The organism is Rhodanobacter ginsengisoli (genome assembly GCF_042657065.1).
Classification (GTDB): Bacteria; Pseudomonadota; Gammaproteobacteria; order Xanthomonadales; family Rhodanobacteraceae; genus Rhodanobacter; species Rhodanobacter ginsengisoli.
This window is the reverse complement of record NZ_JBHSNF010000001.1, coordinates 1,185,947-1,208,819: the sequence shown is the minus strand read 5'-3', so window position 1 is coordinate 1,208,819 and position 22,873 is coordinate 1,185,947. Positions and strand designations below refer to the sequence as shown.

General features: G+C 67.5%; 18 protein-coding genes and 1 riboswitch. Of the genes, 8 read left to right on the top strand and 10 right to left on the bottom strand.

What is annotated here, in order from left to right; translation table 11 throughout:
- Window positions 1–71: 71 nt before the first annotated feature.
- A complete protein-coding gene (locus ACFPPA_RS05390) occupies window positions 72–965 on the bottom strand; it encodes an AEC family transporter (protein WP_377319456.1) in 894 nt (297 codons plus the stop codon).
- A gap of 149 nt (window positions 966–1,114) precedes the next feature.
- Between ACFPPA_RS05390 and ACFPPA_RS05385 the strand changes: the two genes are divergently transcribed.
- The 4 genes from ACFPPA_RS05385 to ACFPPA_RS05370 all read left to right on the top strand — a co-directional run bounded on the left by ACFPPA_RS05385 (window position 1,115) and on the right by ACFPPA_RS05370 (window position 5,976).
- Window positions 1,115–2,251 carry a phosphotransferase enzyme family protein gene (locus ACFPPA_RS05385; RefSeq protein WP_377318002.1) on the top strand — a complete coding sequence of 379 codons (1,137 nt, stop codon included), beginning with the start codon at window positions 1,115–1,117 and terminating at the stop codon, window positions 2,249–2,251.
- Window positions 2,252–2,284: 33 nt separating this feature from the next.
- Window positions 2,285–2,381: riboswitch (TPP riboswitch) on the top strand.
- Between the two features lie 55 nt (window positions 2,382–2,436).
- Window positions 2,437–4,638, top strand: coding sequence for a TonB-dependent siderophore receptor (locus ACFPPA_RS05380; RefSeq protein ID WP_377319455.1), 2,202 nt, complete (start codon window positions 2,437–2,439; stop codon window positions 4,636–4,638).
- Between the two features lie 2 nt (window positions 4,639–4,640).
- Entirely contained in the window at window positions 4,641–5,258 is a 618-nt protein-coding gene (gene pnuC / locus ACFPPA_RS05375; RefSeq protein ID WP_377318000.1) for a nicotinamide riboside transporter PnuC, read from the top strand.
- A gap of 94 nt (window positions 5,259–5,352) precedes the next feature.
- Window positions 5,353–5,976 (top strand): DUF4124 domain-containing protein, encoded by a 624-nt coding sequence (locus ACFPPA_RS05370; RefSeq protein WP_377317998.1) that lies wholly within the window; start codon window positions 5,353–5,355, stop codon window positions 5,974–5,976.
- A gap of 231 nt (window positions 5,977–6,207) precedes the next feature.
- Here ACFPPA_RS05370 and ACFPPA_RS05365 read toward each other — a convergent pair whose 3' ends face one another.
- The 9 genes from ACFPPA_RS05365 to ACFPPA_RS05325 form a co-directional block, all read right to left on the bottom strand.
- Window positions 6,208–7,560: a dipeptidase gene (locus ACFPPA_RS05365; RefSeq protein WP_377317996.1), complete on the bottom strand. Its 1,353-nt coding sequence runs from the start codon at window positions 7,558–7,560 to the stop codon at window positions 6,208–6,210.
- Window positions 7,561–7,639: 79 nt separating this feature from the next.
- Window positions 7,640–8,695, bottom strand: a complete 1,056-nt coding sequence (locus ACFPPA_RS05360) for an N-acetyltransferase DgcN family protein (protein WP_377317994.1) — start codon at window positions 8,693–8,695, stop codon at window positions 7,640–7,642.
- A gap of 74 nt (window positions 8,696–8,769) precedes the next feature.
- Window positions 8,770–10,404, bottom strand: coding sequence for a serine hydrolase (locus ACFPPA_RS05355; protein WP_377317992.1), 1,635 nt, complete (start codon window positions 10,402–10,404; stop codon window positions 8,770–8,772).
- Between the two features lie 63 nt (window positions 10,405–10,467).
- Window positions 10,468–11,409 (bottom strand): MurR/RpiR family transcriptional regulator, encoded by a 942-nt coding sequence (locus ACFPPA_RS05350; RefSeq protein ID WP_377317990.1) that lies wholly within the window; start codon window positions 11,407–11,409, stop codon window positions 10,468–10,470.
- Window positions 11,406–12,731: a peptide MFS transporter gene (locus tag ACFPPA_RS05345; RefSeq protein ID WP_377317988.1), complete on the bottom strand. Its 1,326-nt coding sequence runs from the start codon at window positions 12,729–12,731 to the stop codon at window positions 11,406–11,408. The genes ACFPPA_RS05350 and ACFPPA_RS05345 overlap by 4 nt, the downstream gene beginning before the upstream one ends.
- A gap of 34 nt (window positions 12,732–12,765) precedes the next feature.
- Entirely contained in the window at window positions 12,766–13,791 is a 1,026-nt protein-coding gene (locus tag ACFPPA_RS05340; protein ID WP_377317986.1) for a dipeptide epimerase, read from the bottom strand.
- A 57-nt stretch (window positions 13,792–13,848) separates the two neighbouring features.
- The gene (locus ACFPPA_RS05335; RefSeq protein ID WP_377317984.1) at window positions 13,849–15,861 is read right to left on the bottom strand and encodes a serine hydrolase domain-containing protein; all 2,013 of its coding nucleotides are present in this window, start codon (window positions 15,859–15,861) and stop codon (window positions 13,849–13,851) included.
- 35 nt (window positions 15,862–15,896) lie between these two features.
- Entirely contained in the window at window positions 15,897–18,227 is a 2,331-nt protein-coding gene (locus ACFPPA_RS05330; RefSeq protein WP_377317982.1) for a TonB-dependent receptor, read from the bottom strand.
- Between the two features lie 274 nt (window positions 18,228–18,501).
- Entirely contained in the window at window positions 18,502–19,857 is a 1,356-nt protein-coding gene (locus ACFPPA_RS05325) for a M48 family metallopeptidase (protein ID WP_377317980.1), read from the bottom strand.
- A 223-nt stretch (window positions 19,858–20,080) separates the two neighbouring features.
- On the opposite strand from ACFPPA_RS05325, the gene ACFPPA_RS05320 reads away from it, so the two are divergent.
- The 4 genes from ACFPPA_RS05320 to ACFPPA_RS05305 all read left to right on the top strand — a co-directional run bounded on the left by ACFPPA_RS05320 (window position 20,081) and on the right by ACFPPA_RS05305 (window position 22,750).
- Window positions 20,081–20,530, top strand: coding sequence for a MarR family winged helix-turn-helix transcriptional regulator (locus ACFPPA_RS05320; protein ID WP_377317978.1), 450 nt, complete (start codon window positions 20,081–20,083; stop codon window positions 20,528–20,530).
- A gap of 43 nt (window positions 20,531–20,573) precedes the next feature.
- Entirely contained in the window at window positions 20,574–20,747 is a 174-nt protein-coding gene (locus ACFPPA_RS05315; protein ID WP_377317976.1) for a hypothetical protein, read from the top strand.
- Window positions 20,744–22,027, top strand: coding sequence for an MFS transporter (locus ACFPPA_RS05310; protein WP_377317974.1), 1,284 nt, complete (start codon window positions 20,744–20,746; stop codon window positions 22,025–22,027). Before ACFPPA_RS05315 ends, ACFPPA_RS05310 begins: the two co-directional genes overlap by 4 nt.
- 93 nt (window positions 22,028–22,120) lie before the next feature.
- Window positions 22,121–22,750 (top strand): type 1 glutamine amidotransferase, encoded by a 630-nt coding sequence (locus tag ACFPPA_RS05305; protein WP_377317972.1) that lies wholly within the window; start codon window positions 22,121–22,123, stop codon window positions 22,748–22,750.
- Window positions 22,751–22,873: the final 123 nt, after the last annotated feature.

Here is a 22,873-nt window from a genome sequence, read left to right as displayed (position 1 = left end):
CCCCCCGCCCATGAGAATCCGGTCTCCAGTCTCGACGCAGCGAGGGTTTGACGCAAGCGGGTCCCTCCGCCTCAGCCACCGAGCAGCAGGTTGCCCAGCGGTATCGTGATCAGCGACAGCACGATGCCGGCACCCAGCACGGTATTGGCCAGGGTCGGTTCCAGCTCGTATTCGTCGGCCAGGATGGCCGCCGACACCATCGGCGCCATGGCCGCCTGCAACACCCCGACGGTGAGCACCAGCCCACCGACACCGGCGGTCATCCCCATCGCCCAGCACGCCAGTGGTGCCAGCAGCAGCTTCCATCCCAGCCCCCAACTGGCCGCGCCCAGCTGCCGGTGGCCCGGATGGAACTTGAACTGCAGGCCGACCGAGAACAGCGCCAGTGGGGTCAACGTGGCGCCGATCGGGGCGAACACGCCGTCCAGCAAGGCCGGCCAGCCGCCGCACAGGCCGACCGCGATGCCGGCAAGCAGGGCAAGAAAGCCGGGGAACGTCAGGATGCGCCGCAGGATGATGGCCGGCTCCGGCTTGCGGCCGGCGTACAGCGAGGCCACCACGATGCCGGCCGAGGCGAGGATCGGGAAAGCGCCCAGCTGATCGGCCACCACCGCCAGCGCCAGCCCCGGCTGGCCATGCAGCGCCTGCATCAGCGGATAACCCATGAACGAGGTATTGCCCAGGCCGCAGACCAGGATCAGCGCGCCGGTGCGCTGGCGCGACCAGCCCAGGCGCGGACCGAGCAGGCCGAACAGCAGCCAGGCGCCGCCAAAGGTGAGCCACATCGCCGCCACCGGAAACCACAGTTGCGGATCGAACTTGAGCCGCGGAATCAGCTCGAGCACCAGCGCCGGCAGCGCGATGTTGATCACCCACCAGTTCAGGCCGTGCACGATGCCCGCGGGCGGTTTCGCCAGGCGCGCCACCAGGACGCCCAGGATCAGGCAGACAAACAGCAGCAGCATTGCGCTCATCGGACAGCGGGCACACCTGGGCGGAACGGGCCATTAAACGCGATGCGGCGTCGGCGCGAAAGCGGGGATGGCATCCTTTCGGGGATAATCCCGCCTCTGCCATCAGCGAAGCTTCCCGCACCCGCCATGAACGCCACTCCATGAACGATCCGGACCATCGCGTGCACGGACTGTGCGGTGACGACATCGCGCCGGACTGGCCGGCGCTGGGCACCGGCGAGGTCGAGCAGCTGCTGCGCGGTTATCCGCGACTGGGCACGCCGATCCGTATCGACTGGCACAGTCCACGCCCGCTCTCCGCTGCGGCGCTGGTCGACACCCGCGCCGGCGTCGTCTTCGTCAAGCGTCATCACCACAGCGTACGTTCGGCCGCCACGCTCGGCGAGGAACACCGCTTCATCGCCCACTTGCGCAGCCACGGCCTGCCGCTGCCCGCCGTGCTGCATGATGCGCAAGGCCGCAGCGCGGTCGCCATCGGCGACTGGGTCTATGAAGTGCACGAACGCGCCGCCGGCATCGACCTCTACCGCGACGCGATCTCGTGGGAACCGTTGCCCGATCGCACGCACGCACGGCGCGCCGGCGCGATGCTGGCCACCCTGCATGATGCGGCCCAGGGTTACCACGCCGCCCAGCGCGATACCCATATCCTGGTCGCGCGCAGCGAATTGATCAGCGCCGCCGATCCGATCGCCGCGCTGCAGGCGCAACTGCCGCAGCGCCCGGGCCTGGCGGACTATCTGCGCCAGCGCGACTGGCCGTCCGAATTGCTCGCGGTGCTCGCGCCATGGCATGCCGCCATGCAACCGGGCCTGGTGCGGCAAGCCCCGCTGTGGACACACGGCGACTGGCATGTCTCCAACCTGTGCTGGAGCGATGGCGGTGCGGAGGCGCGGATTGCGTCGGTACTCGATTTCGGCCTTGCCGCCGCGAACTGCGCGCTGTTCGACCTGGCCACCGCGATCGAGCGCAACGCGATCGCGTGGCTGGCGCTGGATACCGGCACGGCGGCGGCGCATCCGGACATCGCCCGTGCGCTGATCGAAGGCTACCGCCAGGTGCGTCCGCTGGATGACGACGACATCCAGTTGCTGGCCGCCCTGCTGCCGCTGGTCCATGTGGATTTCGCGCTGTCGGAGGTGGAGTATTTCCACGCCGTCACACGCTCGCCGGACAGTGCCGACGTCGCCTGGAACACCTTCCTGCGCGGGCACGCCCACTGGTTCGCGACGCCGCCCGGACAGATCATGCTGGATGCCATTCGTGCCAGCGCCTGATCCCAACCGGCACAATTCGTGGTTCAATAGGCGTTCTTGAAGCGGGGGTGCCCGGCGTTTGCCGGGCTGAGAGAGTCCCTTGGAACCTGATCCGGCTAGCACCGGCGTAGGGAGCTTGCAGAACCATCGCGTCCATTCGGGCGTGTGGTTCGCCGTCGCTTCGTCCTTGGCCCTCAAAGACGATGATGACGATGACCCTGCCCCGCACCCCCCTGTTGCTTGCGCTGCTTTCGGCCCTGACGCTCGCCCCGGCCGCCGCCGTGCGCGCGGACGATGGCGCCACCGACAAGCCGCAAGCCACGCCGCTGGCCACCATCCACGTCAAGGCCAATCGCGACCACGGCTATCGCGCCGAGAGTTCGCAGATCGACACTTTCGGCAGCTTCGGCAATGCACCGCTGCATGACACGCCCGCCGCGGTCAGCGTGATCACCCGCGACCAGATCGACGATCGCCAGCCGCGCACGCTGAGCGAACTGGCCCGCTCCGACGCCGCGCTGGGCGACAACTACGCGCCGGTCGGCTACTACCAGGACATCGCGATCCGCGGCTTCGCGCTGGACCTGGCCACCGGCTACCGGCTCAACGACATGACCATCACCGGCGAGCAGCTCACGCCGCTGGAGGACAAGCAGCGGGTGGAAATCCTCAAGGGCCTGGGCGGCCTGGAGGCCGGCGTGGTCGCGCCCGGAGGGCTGGTCAACTACGTCAGCAAGCGCCCGGCCGACGTGCGCAGCGCCACCGTCGGCACCGACTCGCACGGCTCGCGCTACACCGCGCTGGACATCGGCGGCTGGCTCTCGCCCCGCTTCGGCGTACGCGTGAACGCGGCGCACGAGGACATGCACTCCTACGTGCGGCACACCAACGGCCGGCGCAGCTTCCTGTCGCTGGCCGCCGACTGGAAGATCGGCCCGAACGCCACGCTGCAGCTGGACACCGACTACCAGACCAGCAGCCAGCGTTCGGTTTCCGGTTACCAGCTGCTCGGCGGCACGGTGATTCCGCCCCATCCCAGCCGTACCCGCCTGCTCGGCTACGAGCCGTGGCAGCAGCCGGTCGGCATCGCGGCCAGCAACAGCACGGCGCGCTTCAACTACCGCTTCAGCGACGCCTGGAGCGCGCAGCTCTCGGCCGGGCACAGCCGCAGCCGGATCAACGACAACGTCGCCTTCGCCTACGGCTGTTTCTACTCGCCCGACTGCGCCAGCGGCGCCACGCCGGGCTACTTCTTCGCGCCCAATGGCGACTACGACATCTACGATTTCCGCAGCCCCGGCGACACCCGCCAGAACGACGAGGCGCGCGCCGTGCTCAAGGGCAGCTTCGATACCGGATCGATCAGCCACGAGGTGAGCCTGGGCGCCAGCGCGTTCCGCCGCACGCTGGACCAGCGCCCCTATGTGTACGACTACGTCGGCACCGGCAACATCGACCAGGTCGACCCGCCCTACTTCGCGCCCTCGCCGAACCAGCCCGGCCCGTCCGCGCGCACGCTGACCAGCTGGCAGCACTCGCTGTTCGCGCTCGATCGGGTGCACCTGGGCGCGCACTGGCAGGTGCTCGCCGGCGGCCGCTTCGTGCGCCTGCACGAGCGCAGCTACGACGACAGCGGCGTGCTCCAGCGCGACACCCGGCTCAGCAAGGCGCTGCCGCAGGCCGCCGTGCTGTGGCAGCCGACCGCACCGCTGACCGTGTATGCCAGCTACAGCGAGAGCCTGTCGCTGGGTGCCCAGGCGCCGTACTGGACTTCCAACGGCGGCACCACCCTGGCCCCGCTGCATTCGCGCCAGCTCGAGACCGGCGTGAAGTACGAATGGAGCGATGCGCTGAGCCTGCAGGGCGCGCTGTACCGCATCCGCCAGCCCTACCAGTTCGCCCAGCCGGACAGCACGGCCGAGGGCTTCACCTTCGTGCAGCACGGCCAGCAGGTGCACACCGGACTGGAGCTCAGCGCCGCCGGCCGGATCAGCCCCGACCTGCGCCTCAGCGCCAGCGTCAACCTGATCCAGGCGCGCGCCCGCGATACCGGTACACCGTCGTACGAAGGCCACCAGATCGTCAACGTGCCGCGCCTGCGCACGGCCGTCTATCTGGATTACCGCCTGCCGTTCGCGCCCGCGCTGGGTCTGCTCGGCGGCTGGCGCCATGCCAGCGCCAACCCGGCCACGCCCGATGGCGCGACGTCGGTGCCGGCGTACAACGTGTTCGACGCCGGCCTGCGCTACACCGGCCAGTGGAACGGCCATGCGCTGACCTGGCGACTCAACGTGGACAACGTGTTCAACCACTTCTACTGGCGCGACACCGGCAGTGCCTACGGCGACAGCTACCTGTTCCCGGGTGCGCCGCGACTGGCACGGCTGTCGCTCACGGTGGCGTTCTGACGATGTCCTGGGTCGAGCTCGCCGGCGCCATCATCAGTGCCTGGGCAGTGTGGCTCACCGCCCAGCGCAAGCCGTGGTGCTGGCCGATCGGCCTGATTTCCGTATTGGTCTACGGCTGGATCTTCGTCGACGCCAAACTGTATTCCGACGCCCTGCTGCAGGGCGCCTTCGCGGTGCTGATCGTTTATGGCTGGCACCGCTGGCTGCGCAACCTCGGCGAGGACGGCCGCGTCCGCGTGGCCGCGCTGCCGCCCGGCCAGGCCGCGCTGCACGTCGTCATCGGCATCGCCGGCGCACTGGCGCTCGGCTTCGCGATGCACCGCTACACCGATGCCGCGCTGCCCTGGCTCGACGCCGCACTGACCAGTTTCAGCCTGGTCGCCCAGTGGTGGCAGGGTCGCCGGCACATCGCCGCGTGGTGGCTGTGGATCGCGGTCGACGTGATCTACGTGGGCGAGTACGTCTACAAGCACCTGATGATCACGTCGGTGCTGTACGCGGGGTTCATCGTGCTGGCGATCATGGGGCTGCGGGCATGGCGAGTGGCTGCCGCGGACGATGGCAGTGGGCGGACCGACCCGCTGGATGCCGCGCCCGAATCCGGTACGGCGCCGCTCTGAGCGGCCCCGCTGCCATCGGCCCGGATGCCGCCCGCGCGCCCTTGTCGTCCGTCAACATTTTCATTACGCCGCCTTGGTGCAGAATAGCCCCACCATGAAGACCTCTCGCCCCGGCATGCGTTTCCTGGCTGTCACCGTCCTGCTGCTGGCCGGGGCGTCCCCCGCCATGGCGCAGAACATCTACAAATGTTCCCAGGCCGGAACGGTCGCCTACACCGACCACCCCTGCCCCGGCGGCAAGGGCGAATTGCTGCACAAGGCCGACGACGGCGAAATCATCGACCAGTACCTGCGGCTGGGTCAGCAGGACCGCGCCAGGCAATACGCCGATGCCCGCCATCTCGAGGCGCTCTTCAAGGAGCGGCTTGCCGCCTATCAGCAGGACATGGAAGAGAAAGCACAACATCAGCAGGACGAGATGCTGGCCGAGCAGCAGCGCGAGGAGCAGGCACGGCAGCAGACGCTGGCCGAGCAGGCTGCCAGCCGCGAGCAATTGGCGGCCGAGAACGAAGCCCTGCGCCAGCAGAACGAGCAGTATCGCGACGAGCTGACCCAGCCGGTCGACAGCTATCCGCCGGCCTACTGGGGCACGGCTCCGCCCTACCGTGAACGCCACCACCATCATGACGGCGATCACGATGGCGATCATGACCACGAGCCGAAAGCGCCGGTCTTCCATCCGTGCACCCAGCTTGCCGGTGGCCGGGTGCAGTGCTGAAGCTGCGGACATCGGCGCCCGTGGCAAGAGGCCGCTGGAGGCAGGTTTTCCCGTCCTGAAGGAGGCCGGCACGTCTCCGCGCCGCGTACGCTCCCGCCGGCGCCATGCCTTCAACGCAGTCCCGACCCACCCGGACCATCGTTGATCCGGCTATCCCGCAAGCAGTCGGTTCGCGGCGCACCCGCCTGCGCTTCACGCCCCGATCGGGTCATGGCGAACGGCTGACCGCCCTCACCCCGGGTTCTTTTCCATGCCGGCGTCCGATGGCTTGATCGTCGCCGATGAGGGCGGTTCGGTGGCCTGCAACCGAACGGCCACCGCGGCGGCCTCGCGCATCACCCGCAACATGTTGCCGCCGGCCAGCCTGGCGAGATCCGCATCGCTCCAACCGCGGCGCGCGAGCTCCTTGAGCAGGGCTGGAAACTTGTCGACGCCTTCCAGGCCCCGCGGCGTGTCGGGAATGCCGTCGAAATCGGAACCGATGCCGACGCAGTCGATTCCCGCCACCTTTCGCACGTGCTCGATGTGATCGGCCACCATCGCCAGCGTGACGACCGGCTGCGGATGACGGCGATCCCATGCCGCCAGCGCCGCCCTGGCCCGCTCGGGCTGACCGATGTACAGGCCCGCATAGGGCGGCGCGTTGTAACGCGTCTGTTCGGCGGCGCGATCGGCGTCCCAGCGATTGTGCTCGGCCGACACATAAGACGTCGCGAAGGTCACCATGACGATGCCGTGGTTGGCTGCCACCAACTTCAGCACGTCGTCCGGCACATCGCGCGGATGATCGTCCAGCGCGCGCGCACCGGAGTGCGAAAAGATCACCGGCGCGGCCGACGTCTGCAGGGCCGCGCGCATCGTGTCCGGCGAGACATGGCTGAGGTCGACCAGCATCCCAAGGCGGTTCATCTCGTGCACCACGGCGCGCCCGAACGGAGTCAGCCCGTGATGCTTCGGCGCATCCGTCGCCGAATCCGCCCAGTCGTTGTCCAGGGTATGGGTCAGCGTCATGTAGCGCGCACCGAGTGCGTACATCTGACGCAGCACCGGCAGCGAATCGTCGATCTGGTGACCACCCTCGATGCCGATCAGCGACGCGACACGGCCCGCCTTGAACGCACGCAGGATGTCGTCCGCCGAATACGCCATCTGCAGATCCTTCGGATAGCGCGCCACCATGGTCTTGACGATATCGATCTGCTCCAGGGTCATCTTCACCGCTGCCGGACCGGTGACCGTGGGCGGTATCCACACCGACCAGAACTGCGCACCGACATGTCCCTTGTGCAAGCGGGGGATGTCGGTCATCAGCGGCGAAGGGATCTTGCCGTCTTGCGGCTTCAGTGGCAGGTTCGCGGTGCCGGCGCCCAGATCCACGCCGGCGGCGTGGCCGAAACGTTGGCGGATTTCCCACGGCAGGTCGTTGTGACCGTCGATCAGCGGCGTCCCGGCCAGCACGCGATCGACGCGCGCGGTGAGCGCCGCGTCGCCTGGCGGGGCCGCCTTCGCCGGCGACAGGCACAACGTGGCGAGGAGTGCCGCCGCGGCAACGAATACCCGGGTCGAGCGTCTGCTGATCGTCATGTCGTTTGTCTCGTGTTGTTCAGGATGCGCGAGGGAGCCCCAATGCATTGTGCAGCCGAACGCGGTGCATGTTCGACGCTCATCCCCGCGCCGGTTCCTCAAGCGCGGCAGCGACCAGCCGATCGAACGCCTCGCCGCCACGCATCGGGTCGGCCACCGGCAGGCCGAGCCGCCGGCTCTCGCGCGAAAAGAGCTGCTGCGCCGCATCGGCGTCGAGTCGCGCCGTATTCAGGCTGACCCCCACGCAACGGATGGCCGGATTGGTACGCCGGCCGAGCCGGAGGGTCAGGTCGATCACCTCCTCGATATCCGGCAGCGCGAAGTCCGGATGTCCGAGCACATGCGTGCGACCGGGCTCATGGCAGACCACGAAGGCGTCGGGCTGGCTGCCGTGCAGCAGGCCCAGCGAAACACCGGCATAGGCCGGATGAAACAGCGATCCCTGCCCCTCGATCACGTCCCAGTGCAGCGGCGCGGCCGCGGGACTCAGCAGCTCGGCCGCCCCGGCCTCGAAATCGGCGACCACGGCGTCCAGCGGTATGCCGCCGCCGGCGATCAGGATGCCGGTCTGTCCGCTCGCGCGAAAATCGACCGCGACGCCGCGGGCCGCGAAGGCACGCGCCAATGCCAGTGCGGTGTACTTCTTGCCCAGCGCGCAATCGGTACCGACGGTCAACAGGCGCTTGCCCGAGCGCTTGCGGCCGGAGGCCACCGGGATATCGTGCGGTGGCGTGCGGATATCGATCAGGGATCGGCGCAGGCGCGTCGCGGCGGCGGCGAGCTGAGGAATGTCCGCCAGGCGCATGTGCATGCCGCTGACGATATCGAGCCCCGCTTCCATCGCTTCGACCAGGGCGCCGATCCATCCGTCGGGGATGACGCCACCCGCATTGGCCACGCCGATGACCAGGCCGCGCGCGCCGCGCGCCCGCGCCTCCACCGGTGTCAGCGTCGTCAGGCCGGTGCTGACCGTCGCGCCGCAGGACCATTCGCCGACACAGCGATCCGCCGCCCAGTCGCGCAGGCCGAACGCCGTCTTGGCATAACCCGGCTCGGTCGTGTCGCCGAGGAACAGCAGGTACGGCTGCGGCAGCGCGCCTACCCGCGAATCCGTGGAAGAAGAATGCATGCTCATCCAGCCTGGTTCCTGATGTTGGTCGCGCGAATCACCGCTGGACATCGACGTGAGCGGGGACTCGCCGGGAATTTCTACTTCGCGGCGCTGACCGGCGTGAAACGCAGATCCTGGTAATCCCAGCTGAAATCGGCGATCGGCGACACGGCTTTCATCGTCATGCGCTCGATGCCGCCATCGGGCTTCAGTGCGAACGTGACGTAGGCGTCCTCGACGTCCGGCATCGCCCAATGCGTGCGGAAGGTGTCGTACTGGACGTGTTCCAGCGGGCCGTGCAAACCCGGCGAACGATCGAGGCTGATCGTCAGCCCGGCCTTGTCGCCGCCGGCCTGACTGATCGTTGCGGTGCCGTACCACGGATCACGGTAGACCCCGGCGTAACCGGACAGCGGCAGCGATGGGCCGCGCTCGGGGTGGCTGGTGGCGCCCTGTGCCTTCAGCGTGGCCACGGCGCGGGCATTGATCCCGTCGAATACCTTCTTGTAACCGGCGATCCAGTCCGGCGAGGACAGGCCAAGCAAGGCGTCCAGCAGGTGCTCGCGCATCGCGAACAGCGTGCCGGCGTCTTCGGCGTTGACCATGATGGCAAACGCCGCACGCTTCTCCGGAATGATCACCACCGCCGAATAGCCGCCGAGCACGCCGCCCAGGTGGGTGATGATCCGGTGGCCGCGATAGTCCTGCACCTCGAAGCCCAGCGCATAGGCATCGAACTGGGGCCGCGCCAGCGCGATCGCGCTGGGCGCAGCCGCAACCGGGATCAGCGTCTGCGGTGTCCACAGCATTTGCGCCGCCGCGACGCTGAATATCCGTCGATCCCTGTCCAGCTGCCCACCGTCCAGTTGCAGTCGCAGCCAGCGCCCCATGTCCGCCGCGCTGACCTGCAGCGCACCGGCGGCGGCGAAGACGTTGCCCGTCATCACCGTCGTGAGCACCGCCTGCCTGCCGACGCCGCGCACCGGTGTGGTGTTCTTCGCGTGCAGCGACACCTGGTCGCCGGCATGCGCATCGATGCTGGTCTGCGTGTCGTGCATCTGCAGCGGATCGAGGATGCGCTGCTGCACGAAGTCCTCCCAGCGCTGGCCTGAAACCGCCTCGACCAGCTGGCCGGCAACGACGTACAGCACGTTGTCGTAGTCGTAATCGGCACGAAACGAATGGGCCGGCTTGAGATAGCGGATGTCATGCACCAGTTCCGCGCGCGTGCGGTCGGTGGTGGGAAAGATCATCAGGTCGCCCTCGCCCAGACCGAGCCCGCTGCGATGCACCAGCAGGTCGGTCACCGTCATCTCGCTCGACGCGTAGGCGTCGTACATGCGAAAGCCGGGCAGCTTGTCGACCACGCGGTCATCCCAGTGCAGCTTGCCCTGATCGACCAGGATCGCCAGCGCCGCGGTGGTGAAGGCCTTGGTGTTGGAACCGATCGGGAAGATCGTGTGCGCGTCCACTTTCGCCGCGGCGCCGAGCTTGCGCACGCCGTAGGCGTGCGTGGCGATGGTCTCGCCCTGCACCACCGTCACCGCCATGCCGGGTGTAGCGAACGTGTGCATGGCCTTGCGCGCGAAGGCATCCAGCGCCGGCCCCGAGGCGGCCGGCACGGTCGCTGCCACCGACGCGCCCCACGAAAGCATCAGCGCAACGAGCGCGCCCAGGCGCCAGCCGCGCGCCATCAGTCGCGACGCGGAACTTTCCCGGGATGGACGGTTCATCGATGGCACTCCTCTCTTGTCGACCCTGACGAAGGCCGCCGCGGCGTCGGTGTGGCGAATGATTCAGGCCTTCGGCTTGCCGCGACGCTTGCCGCTGCCGCGCTTGCCGGCTTTCGGCGGGCTCGTGTCGCCTCCCGCGCCGCGCTTTTCCACGACCGGTGCCTCGACGTAGCCCACCAGCTTCTGCCGCAACTGGGTGATGTCGCCGATACGGTCGAACATGTCGCCCTGTTCGCGGGTTACCGCGCCGATCAGCAGGCTCAGCAGACTGTTGGCCGCCGTGAAGTTGTGCCACGGGCGTTCCATGTCGACAGGCAGCATCAGCACGTGGTCGGTGAGCTGGCGTGCCCAGTAGCACTGGCTGTCCGTGATGATGGCCAATGGAATGCCGCGCGCCACCGCCTCCTCGGCCAGGATGCGGAAATGCCGCGAGTAGCGCCGGAAATCGATCAGCAGCACGCAGCTCTTTTCGGTCGAATCCAGCAACAGGTCGGTGTAGGCGCCGTCCAGTCCCTCGTCGAATCGGGTGCGCGGCTTGACGTGCTGCAGCAGGCTGGCGAAACCCAGGCCGAGGAAGCGCCCCTGGTGGAAGCTGGCGACCGAGACGCGATCGGCATCCACCAGCATCCTGACGATGGACTTCCATTCGGCCGTGCGGGTCAGTGCATGCGCCGTCGTGATGCCACGGATTTCCGATTTCAGGCTTTCCGACATCGTGGCGGGATCGCCGGCCTGGTCGGGGTTCTTGTACAGCTGCAACCAGGGCGCGCCGCCACGCAGCTCCTTCTTCAACGCATCGAGACCGGCGTAACCGAGCGTGCGCAGGAAGCGCCCCACCGTCATCGGGCTGACGCCCACGCGTCGTCCCAGCGATGCAGCGGTCTCGAACGGCACGCCGCTGATGTTGTGCAGGAGATAGGCGGCGATCTTCTGCTCGGACGTGGTGAACGTCTCCCAGCGGCTTTTCAGCTTGCTCTGCAGATCCTTGATCATTTCGGTGCTCATCGGGCAAGTACGACCTTCGCGGCGGCGGCTGCATGCACTTCCACATCGCCGAGGCGACGGCTCAGCATATACAGGAGTATGGCCGACACGCCGGCCACTGCGCCGATCAACGCGAAGAACCAGCCGTGCGTGACGAAGCTCCACAGCGTGCCGAGGCCACCGGCCAGCAGGTTGCCGAAAAACCCGGCGAAGAACCAGGTGGCGATGCTGGTGGCACGAAAGCCCTCCGGCGCCATCCGCCCGAACAGGGCCAGCCCGGTCGGCAGGATGTACAGCTCGCCGATGGTGAACACGATGAACCAGGCGAACAGCCAGACCCAGCTGGCGCGTACGCCGCGTGCCTCGCTCCAGGCGGCGACCAGGCCCAGCGCCACATAGGACGCTGCCACGATCGCCGCACCGAACGCCATCCGGCCCAGCAACGGTGTCGAGATCCCGCGCCGGGCCAGCCTCGTCCAGCGGGCGACCAGCAACGGCGTGAACGCGAACACCGCCAGCGAATTGATCGACTGGAACCAGGTCATCGGTATCACCCAGCCGGACGCCAGCTGGCGGTCGATGCCGGTATCCGCCCACAGCGCGATGGTGTTGCCGTTCTGCTCGTAGGCACCACGGAAGATCACCACGATCGCGGCGATGCCGATCAGCAGGGCAAACCGATCCCGCGCGGCGCGATCCATCGGCGGTCGCGCCGCGCGGGCGTCGACCCCGCGCGCGGGCTCCGGTGGCAGGTAACGGCGACCGGACAGATAGATCACCAGCGACAGCAGCATGCCGAAACCGGCCGCCGCGAAACCCCAGTGCCAGCCATAGGCCTCGCCCAGGGTGCCGCATACCAGCGGCGCCAGGAAACCGCCCAGGTTGATGCCGACGTAATAGATGTTGTACGCACTCTTGCTGCGCACATCGCCGTCGCGATACAGGCCTTCGATCTGGCTGGCCAGGCTGGGCAGGAACAGCCCATTGCCCAGCGCGATCATGCACAGCGCCGGGTAGAACAAGGCCTCGGACGACATCATGAAGTGGCCGAGCGCCATCGCCGAACCGCCGATCACCACGGCGCGGGTCTTGCCCAGCCAACGGTCCGCGATCATCCCGCCGAACACCGGGGTGAAGTAGACGAAGGCCGCATACGCCCCGTAGACCAGCGAGGCGTATTCCTGGTCCATGTCCAGATGCTTGGTCATGTAATAGACCAAGATCGCGCGCATGCCGAAGAAGGAGAACATCTCCCACATCTCGGTCAGGAACAGGATGCTCAGGCCGCGCGGATGGCCGAACCAGTTTTTCTCCGTCGATGGCGCCGTTGCGAAGGACATCATGCCGGCGGGTCTCCTCGCTGATTGCACGCGCCCACTATGCCGCGACCGCCAGCGGACCGCCCCAGAGGGTGTCGGGACACCAGATGGTACCGCCCTCGTACACTACCGATGGCTGGTAATCCTCGATCAGGCTGATCGGGCCGTCGAGGTCCACCACGTCGCACAACTGGCCGACCACGAAAGCCGGCGCCATGGCCAGCGACGAACCGCCCATGTTGCCCACCATCAATTCGAAACCGAGCTTGCGCGCCTCCGCGGCGATCGCCAGCGCCTCGGTCAGTCCACCGCACTTGTCCAGCTTGATGTTGATGACGTCGACGCGGCCGACCACCCCGGCCAGGTCGCTGCGATCCTGCACGCTTTCATCCGCTGCGATGCGGATGGGTCGCTCCAGGCCGTCCAGCCACGCCTCGCTGCCGACCGGAAACGGCTGCTCGACCACGTCCACGCGGGCCTCCACCAGGGTGGGCAGCAGCCGCGCGAACGACTCGCGGGTGAAACCCTGGTTGGCATCGACCATGAGCCACACGTCCGGACGCGCCTTGCGCACCGCAAGCACACGCTCGGCGTTGCGATCGTCGTCGGTGAGCTTGAGCTTGATCGCGCGCGCCGTCGCGTAAGCGCCCGCGCGTTCGGCCATCGCCGCGGGGTCCTCCGCGCCCAGCGTGTAGGTCGTCAGCAGCGGTTTCGGCGCGTGCAGCCCGGCCAGCTGCCAGACGGGCTTGCCGGCGCGCTTGGATTCGAGGTCCCACATCGCACAGTCCAGCACGTTGCGCGCCCCGCCGGCCGGCAGCAGCTGCTGCAATGCCTCGCGACTGATACCCGCCTCGATCTGCGCGCGCAACGCCTCGATCTGCGCCAGCATCGTGACCGGCGTGTCCTTGAGGTAGTAGACGCCCTGCGCTTCGCCGCGACCCGTCATGCCCCGCTCATCGGTCAATTCGACGATCAGCGCGTCGAACGCGTTGAAGGTGTAGCCGGTGATGTGAAACGGGGCAGTGATCGCCCAGCTCTTGAGCGTCGCCTGCAGGCGCAGTCGCCCGCCATCATGGATGTTCATGCCTGCTTCCCTGGATGGAGCGCGCGGCGACGGTGATCCGCCACCGCGCGAATGAGGTCAGTAACGGACGTTGAAACTGATCATCCCGAACGCGAGGATCAGCCAGGAAAGATAGATCGCCGCCAGCGCCAGCAGGGTTTCGCCCGCCAACACCCAGCGGCCGCGGCGTGGCGCCATCCAGCTGCGCACCGCATGCACCACCACCGCCAGCGCGCCGAGCAGGCCAAGTACGCCCAGCACGTAAAGCAGGTACAGCCATGGCGTCATCGTGCCTTGCAGCAGCATGTCCTCGCTGATCGACGAAGCGACCAGCAGTGCCATCCAGCCGGCAAGATCCACGAACAGGGCGAGCACACCCAGACGCGACAGCAGCCGCGAACGGCGCTGCGCGGCATCGAGCGCGAGCGGGCGGCGATAGTGGCGACGCACCCAGCCGCCGATGCCCCAGCTCAGCAACGCCACGACCAGCAGCAGGAACGACAGACCGGCCCACAGGCTGACCGTGGCCATCGAGCGCGCGCCGGACACGCGCTGGAACACGAACACCGGCGCCTCGACATCGGTCGCCCAGTATTCGATGTTGCCGTCGGCGTCGGTGACGAACTTCAGATGTGCGTCGCCGTTGATTTCGCGCCAGGTCAACGGGCCCACCTCGCGCCAGTGCAGCGGTTTGCCGGCGTAGTTGTTCCACACCGGCACCACGATGGTGCCATCCGGTTGCGCCTCCACTTTGGCCTGGCCGAGCAGGTACAGCGGGCGCAGCGCACTGTCGTTGCGCCGGCTCGACTCGTACCACCCGGCAACACGCGCGGCGTCGGCCTTGGCGGTGGCGACGGTCGGCTCCTTCGGCGCGTCGTACGGGAAGTAGCGGTCGAGGAAGGACTGGAACACCGCCTTGCGGATCACATGCGCGCCGCCTTCGTTGCCGGCGCTGTTGAACGACATGAAGACGCCGACGTGCGCATCCAGCATCAGGTGCAGGTCGCTGTGGAACACCACGGTGTCGCCGGCGTGGCCGATGATGCGCTGGCCGTGGCTGTTCTCCTGGTAGAAGCCCAGGTCGAAACCGTTCAGGCCGGGCGCCGCGGTGTGCTGCAGGCTGTGCATCAGCTCGGCGGTGGGCTGCTTGAGGATTCTTGCATCGCCGAAGCGGCCGTCCTGCAGCTGCGCGATCATGAAGTTCGCCATGTCGGTGGCCGAACTGCTCAGGGCACCGGCCGGCGCGGGATCGACCGGCTCGAACGGGACCGGCTTGCCGTCGGAGGCACTCTTGTAGCCCTTGGACATCAATGGCGCCAGCGCCGGCGGCAAGGGCTGCGCAAAGCTGGAATGGGTCATCTGCAGCGGATCGAAGATGTGCCGCTTGATGTAGTCCGCGAACGGTTCGCCGGATACGCGCTGCACGATGTAGCCGGCCAGCCCGCAACCGTAGTTGGAATAGGCCACGATGGTGCCCGGCGCGAAGATGCGCGCGGGCACGTGCGACTTCAGGTACTTCTCCAGGTTCACCTCGTCGGTGGAGGCCGGCAGCAGGCCTCTGGCCGTGTCCTCGAAGCCCGGCGTGTGGGTCATGATGTTGCGCAGGGTGATCGGCTTGCCGTCGCGCGCGGGAATCTTGAAGTCGAGGTAGTCGTTGACGTCCTTGTCCAGATCCAGCTTGCCCAGCTCCACCTGCTGCATCACCGCGGTCCAGGTGAACAGCTTGGAGGTGGAGCCGGGACGGAACAGCGTGGTCTCGGGCGATGGGGCCGTGCGCGTCTTCAGGTCGGCGTAGCCGTAGCCGCGGGCGAACAGCAGATTGCCGTCCTTCACCACGCTGATCACGCCGCCGGCCACGTCGCCGCGTTTCAGCGCAAAAGGCACCAGGCCATCGAAGAAGCTCGACAGATCCTCGGCGGTCAGTGCGTGCGTCGATGCGGCATCGCTATCGGCGATCGTCGCGTTCACCGCAGGCACCGGCATGGCGGGCAGCGGCGCCGGGACGGATTGGGGCGGCGGCGTCTGCGCCATCAGCAGGCCACTGGCCCAGGTGATGGCGAAGGCTGCCGCGATCTTGGCAAGACGGTTCATAAATACTCCGACGGTGATTCGATGGACGGCTGTCTTCAGAAGCTGACGCTGGCGGAAAGGCCCACGGTGCGTGGCGTCACGTAGTTCGCGGCGAACAGATTGCCGCGCGGGTCGGTGGTCTCCGAACCCATCGAGGTGATGCCGCGCTGGTTGGTGAGGTTCTTGACGTAGGCCTTGAACGTCCAGCTGCCGTAGTTGACACCGGCACGCAGGTCCACGCCGTCGTAGTCGGGTACGTCGAAGCGCGGGCCCGGCGAGGTCGAGAAATCGCTCTTGCGCGAACCGATGTAGCTGTAGCTGGCGCCCACGAAGCCGGACCATGCGCCGCTCATCGGGAAGTCGTAGTCCACGCCCAGGTTGGCGTTCCACTTCGGTACCCACGGCAGGCGATCGCCCTTGTAACCGTACAGGCCCGGTGGCGTGTCGGCCGACAATGTGGCGTCGGTCCAGGTGGCATTGGCCGACAGCATCAGGCCCGGCGCCGCGGCGTATTGCCAGCTCGCCTCGACGCCCTGGCTTTTCGCCTTGCCGCCGTTGCCGAGGAAGCTGAAGCCACCGGCGAACGAGGTCAGCTGGATCTGGCTCCAGTCGATGTAGAAGGCCGACACATCGATGGTCATGTGCTTGTCCAGCAGCGTCGACTTCAGACCCAGCTCGTAGCTCACCAGCTTGTCCGGCTTGAAGCTCTCCGGCGCACCCAGCCCCGGCGGCACGCCGACGTTGGGGCCGCCGGGGCGGAAGCCCGAGGCGATGCGCGCGTAAGTCATCAGGTTGTCGTTGAACTTGAAACTCGGGTTGACCAGGAACGTGGTGGGGCTGTCCGAACTGTTGATGGTGAAATTGCTGTCACCCACCAGGATGCCGTTGCCCGTCTGGGTGAACGTCGTCTTGTCGTGGGTGTAGCGCGCACCGAACAGGATGCTGAGCTGCGACGTCGCATGCCAGGTCACGTCGCCGTAGCCGGCCCATTCGGTGAACACCGACGGACCCACCGCGATGTGACCCAGGGTGAGTGGAAAGGCGATCGGCACGCCGCTGGTGGCATCGAACAACAGCACGTCCTGCACGTTGGAGGTGTGCTCGCGCGTGTAGAACACGCCGGCACGCCACTCCAGCGTCTGGTCTTCCGGCGATTGCAGGCGCAGCTCCTGGGTGAACTTGCCCAGGGTGATCGGATTGCGGATCGAGAAGCCGGCGTTCGAGAGGCCCAGCGCCGGACCGAGGATCGGGCCATAAGCCGCCGTCACGTCCGTATTGGAAGCCTTGTCCAGCGTGCTGTAGCTGGTGGAGGACACCAGCCGGGACCAGCCGAAGTCGGCGTTCACCGCTGCGTCGTAGAGGCGGTAGCGCACACTGAACTGACCCGTGCCGGGCGCGCGGCTCTGCTTCAGGTCGCCATGGATCGGCTTCAACGTGTAGGGATCCACATCGGTGCCGGTGTTGGCCAGCGCCGCGCCGCTGAGGTTCTGCGCCAGCGCGGACAGGCGCAACGAAAAGTTGTCGGCCGGCGTCCACAGCAACTGCGCGCGGGCGCCGCGGACCTTGGCATCGTCGACATCCTTCTGCCCGGTGGCGACGTTGTCGGTATAGCCGGGATCGTCCCGGGTATAGGCGTTGACGCGCAGCGCGAGCTTGTCCCTGACCAGCGGCAGGTTCACCGTGCCATGGGCGTTGACGCCGCTGTCGCCGCCGGAGACGCTGCTGCCGCCCACGGCGACCCGACCGGAGAACATCGTGCTGTCCGGCCTGGTGGTGACGAACTTGATCAGTCCGCCCAGCGTGTTGGAGCCATACAGGGTGCCCTGCGGACCGCGCAGCACCTCGATGCGCTCGACATCATCCGGATCGATGTCCGGGGTCAGCACGCTGCCGGCGGAGTAGACGGTGCTCGAACCGTACGGGGTGTCGTCGATATAGGTTCCGACGGTCGCGTTCGGCGTGTTCGCCCCCGAGGTGACGCCGCGCAGCACCAGCTGCGTCTGGCCCGGACCCTGCGACACGATGTTGAGCCCCGGCACCCGCGTGGCGTAATCGGCGAAACTCTGCGCACTCTCCCGCTCGAGCTGGTCGCCTTCCAGCGCGGACACGGCCATCGGCACGTCCTGCAAGCGTTCGTTGCGCTTGTTGGCGGTGACCACGACCGTGCTCAGGTCGGTCGCCGCCTGGCGCCTGGTCTGATTCTGCGCCGCCTGATTCTGCGCCGCCTGATCCTGCCCGGTGGCGGCAGCGCTGCCTTCGGTCACGCCGGCCTTGCCGGCGTCCCCCACCGTCGATGCGTGCGCCGAGACGCCCAATGAACCCAGCAAAGCGAAGGCGATGGCGTTGCAGATACGACGCCGACCCGGCTGCAGATTGCGAAGCTCCATGACGTTCTCCCCCGAATGGTCAAGTGGACGGCCCACGTTCACATTGGTACACAACTAACATTATTGTGTCAATGTTATTTACATATCACTGCCGGGCCATAGGCATGACGCCGCCGTCGCTGGCGACGGCATCGGCGACGAAGTCTGTTGGAACAAGGCTTGCCGCGCGGTCAGCCACCGCGCGGCATGGGCAATCCTGTCACGTCCACGGATGCCGGCACGGATACCGCTGCGCATGCGCAGCGGTATCCCTCAATCACGAATGCGCTTCGACTCAGCGTGCGCCAGGCGGAGCGATCGCATCGCCACGGCGAACATCGGCATCGTCGAGATGTTCGGCCTTCCATATCATCGCGCGGTGGATGCGATTCCAGCCACTGGGGTGATCGAAGAACAGGAACTCTTCCAGCGCGCCCGGATGCATCTTGCGGTATTCGGAAAGCTGCACCGCCGCCTGCGCGAAGCCATCGGGCTGGCGCGCGGCATTCAGGCCGAACGCATCCGCTTCGGCCTCCATGCTGCGGGTGAGCGTGTTGTTCACCGGCGTCATGAAGAACATGAAGAGCGTGAACAGGGCCGCGATCAGCGGCAGACCCGCCACGTCGCCGACACCGCGCAATCCCCAGCGTGCGCCCCAGCGCCGCTCCACCCAATCGAAGCCCCAGCGCACGAAGGCGAAGCCGAGCACGATGATGATGCCGAAGAACACGATGCCCTTGTATACGTGGTTCAGCACGTAGTGGCCCATCTCGTGACCCAGCACGGCCTTGATCTCCGACGGCGTGCTGCGGTTCAGCAGGTTGTCGTTGAGGCTGATGCGGGTGGTGCCGAACATGCCGCTGACGTTCGCGCTGATCCGCTTGCTCTGGCGCGAGGCATCGAACCAGTACACGTCAGTGGCCGGGATGCCGTTGGCCCGCGCCATCGACAGGATCTGCACCTTCAACGGACTGTCAGGCAAGGACTTGTAGGTGTTGAACAGCGGCGCGATGTATACCGGCGCAATGGTGGCGACAAAGATCACGAACACCATCGCCACCCCGGCACCCCACAGCCACCACGTGCGGGTGGCCTTGCGGATCACCGCGTAGATGATCACCAGCGCCACCGTGCCCAGGACCAGGCCGACGGCCAGCCCCTTGGCCTGGTCGCCCAGCCACTGCCCGAGGTTCTGGCTGGACAGGCCGTACTTGTGTTCGCGAACGAAGTTCTCGTAGATATTCCATGGCAGCGTCAGCAGCGACGTCAGCACGATGTATTGCAATGCGTAGATGGCTGTCTGCAGCCAGCGGAAGCGGGTGAGGCGCTCGGCGAAGTCGCGCATGCGCGACGACAGCCGCGTGCCCAGCAGCAGCCACGCCACGCCCAGCGCCCACAGGCAGTCCCACAGGATCAGCCAGTATCCCCCCTCGAAATAGGCGTCCGAGTTCGCCCGTTGCGCCGGGGTCAGTTCGGCCATGTAGGCATCGGTAGCCTTGTCCACATCGAACTGCGTGGATTGGCTGGCGGGTTGTTGCGCCACCCGGGTCACCGGCGCCGGCGGCGCCACCGATGTCGGCGGCGACGCCTGCGCCCAGGCGATGTTCACCGTCACCAGCGCGCACAGCGCCAAACCGAAAAGCTTCTTCATGGACGTCCCCCGTCTTGAGAAGCTTGCAAGCTAACCCAAGCCGGAGCCGCCCGCCACATGACTTGCGGCTCGTGCGTGACCCGCGGCCAATCACCGAGACCGTTCGGCGGGGCATTTCTGCCGGAACGGACGCCGCCGACCTCGCCGGCCCAGCGACCACCCGGTCGCGCATCATACGAAGTTTGCCTTTGTAGTTTTCCTTTCCATCCGGCATCATGCGCCGATGGGCAAAGCCGCCACCCCCTCCGCCACCCGCGCCCTGATCCTGGCCGGAGACCTGCGCGTGATCGCCGGCCAGCTCAAGCGGCGGCTGCGCGAACAGGCCAGCCTGGGCGACCTGACCCTGTCCCAGGTGTCGGTGCTGCGCCGACTGGAGAGGGACGGCCCGGCCACCGTGACGACGCTGGCGCGCGCCGAAGGCATGCGCCCGCAGTCGATGGGCGCGAACGTGTCTACCTTGCAGGCTGCCGGTTTCGTCGGCAGCACCGCGGACCCGAGCGACGGTCGCCAGACACTGTGGTCGATCACCCCCGCCTGCCGCGCGTGGATCAAGGCGGGCCGCGCCGCGCGCGAAGACTGGCTGTTCCGCACGCTCCGGCAAAAGCTCACGTCAGCCGAGCAGGAGCAGCTTGCCCAGGCAATGGAACTGCTCAAGCGCGTCGTCGACGCCTGATCCGCACCACCAGGTTCACCCAGCCCTTCCCCGGAAATCCCCGATGTCAGTCACCCCGCTCGACCCGCATGCCGCCCCGATCGCGATCGACCTGCAGAACAACATCGAACGCAGCTTTCCACGCCTCGGCGAGACCGCCACCAGCGCCGGGATCATCGAGCCGCTCGGACATGGCGTCGCCGACGACATGCCGGCGGAATCGTCGAACGCGGAATGAAAGGCACGTTCCGCTCGCTGAAGAACCGCAACTACCGGCTCTGGGCCGGCGGCGCGGTGGTGTCCAACATCGGTACCTGGATGCAGCGCATCGCGCAGGACTGGCTGGTGCTCACCGGGCTGACCCACCACAGCGCCACCGCGGTGGGCGTGGTGATGTCGCTGCAGTTCGGCCCGATGGTGTTGCTGCTGCCGCTGAGCGGCTTTGCCGCCGACCATCTGGATCGACGCAAGCTGTTGATCGCCACGCAGGCGGCGATGGGCGTGCTGGCGCTGGGACTGGGCCTGCTCACCATCAGCGGCGCCGTGCAGTTGTGGCAGGTGTACGCGTTCGCCTTGCTGCTCGGTTGCGTGACCGCGTTCGATTCGCCCGCGCGGCAGACCTTCGTCGCCGAGATGGTGGGCGAGGCCGACCTGTCCAATGCGGTGGCGTTGAATTCCACCTCGTTCAACGCCGCGCGCATGATCGGTCCGGCCGTCGCCGGCCTGCTGATCGCCGGCGTGGGCACGGGTTGGGTGTTCCTTATCAATGCCGCCTCGTTCGCCGCCGTGCTCGTGGCGCTGTGGCGATTGCGCGTAGCCGATCTGCATCGCGCGGAGAAGGCGCTGCGCACCCGCGGCAGCCTCGCCGACGGCTTCCGCTACGTGCGCCAGCGGCCGGACCTGATGGCCGTGCTGTTCATGCTGCTGCTGATCGGCACCTTCGGCCTCAACTTCGCCATCTACATCTCGACCATGGCGGTGAGCGTGTTTCACGCCGGCGCGGGCACGTACGGCCTGCTCACCTCGACCATGGCCATCGGCTCCATCGCCGGCGCCCTGCTCGCCGCCCAGCGCGACAAGCCCAGCATTCCCTTGCTGATGATCGGCGCCGGCGTGTTCGGGCTGGGCTGCATGCTGGCGGCGCTGATGCCGAACGAGCTGCTGTTCGCCGGCGTGCTGGTCATCATCGGCATCTCCGCGCAGACCTTCACCACCTCCACCCTCAGCCTGGCCCAGATGACCACCGCGCCCGCGATGCGCGGACGGGTGATCGCCATCGTGCTGGCGATCGCTATGGGCGGCACCCCGATCGGCGCACCCATCGTCGGCTGGGTGGCCGACACCCTGGGTCCGCGCTGGGCACTGGTCATCGGCGGTGCGTCGGGTATTGGAGCCGCCCTCGTCGCGATACGCTACCTGGCAAGGCACCGCGGCCTGCAGGTGGGTTTCGTCGCCGGGCGGCTGCGGATCAGCACCGATGACAGCGTCACGCCGGGCGACCCTGCACCCTTGCGCTAGACTTTGTCCGGACCCACGGCAACCGCTTGCGGACACTCACGCGGCGAGCCACACGCCAGTTCGGCGAAACGCCGCCGACAACCCAGGCCCGCCATGACCCGACGATTGATCATCGTGCAGCACCATCCCGCCGAAGGCGTCGGCGAGATCGGTGCATGGGCTGACCGGCACGGCATCGCGCTGGAGGTGCATCGCGCGGATCTCGGCGAGTTGCCGTCGGCGGTGCATCACCCGTGCGTGCTGCTCGGCGGTCCGTTTGCCGTCAACGATCCCCCCGCGTGGCTGCAGCACGAACGCGCCTGGTTGCGCGAGCGGATCGCCGATGACGTGCCGGTACTCGGCATCTGCCTCGGCGCGCAGTTGCTGGCCGACGCCCTGGGCGGCCGAATCCAGCCGCTTGACCGCCCCGAGACCGGATGGACCCGCATCGACTTCGCCGACGGCAGCGCACTCGATGCCCTGCAATGGCACGAGGACAGCTTCACCCTGCCGCCGGGCGCCCGCTCGCTGGCCTCGAGCGAAGGGTGCCCGCAGCAGATGTTCGCGCTCGGCACGCACTATCTCGGCATCCAGTTTCATCCCGAGTGGAATGCTGCCCTGGTCGACCGGCTGAACGCCCATTTCGGCGATGCCTCGCCCCTGCCGCGCCACGCCGATGCCGATCGACACGCCCGCATGGCGAAATGGCTCGATCAGCAACTGGACGAGTGGTGGGCGGGCTGAACGCGGCGAGCCGGGTCGGGGTCTCCACGTCGCATGGCGTGCGCCGACGGGTGGCCGATGCCGGGCGAGGCAACAACCGTGCGGATACGAATCGCCCGCGGACGTGATGCCCCGTCGAGCCCG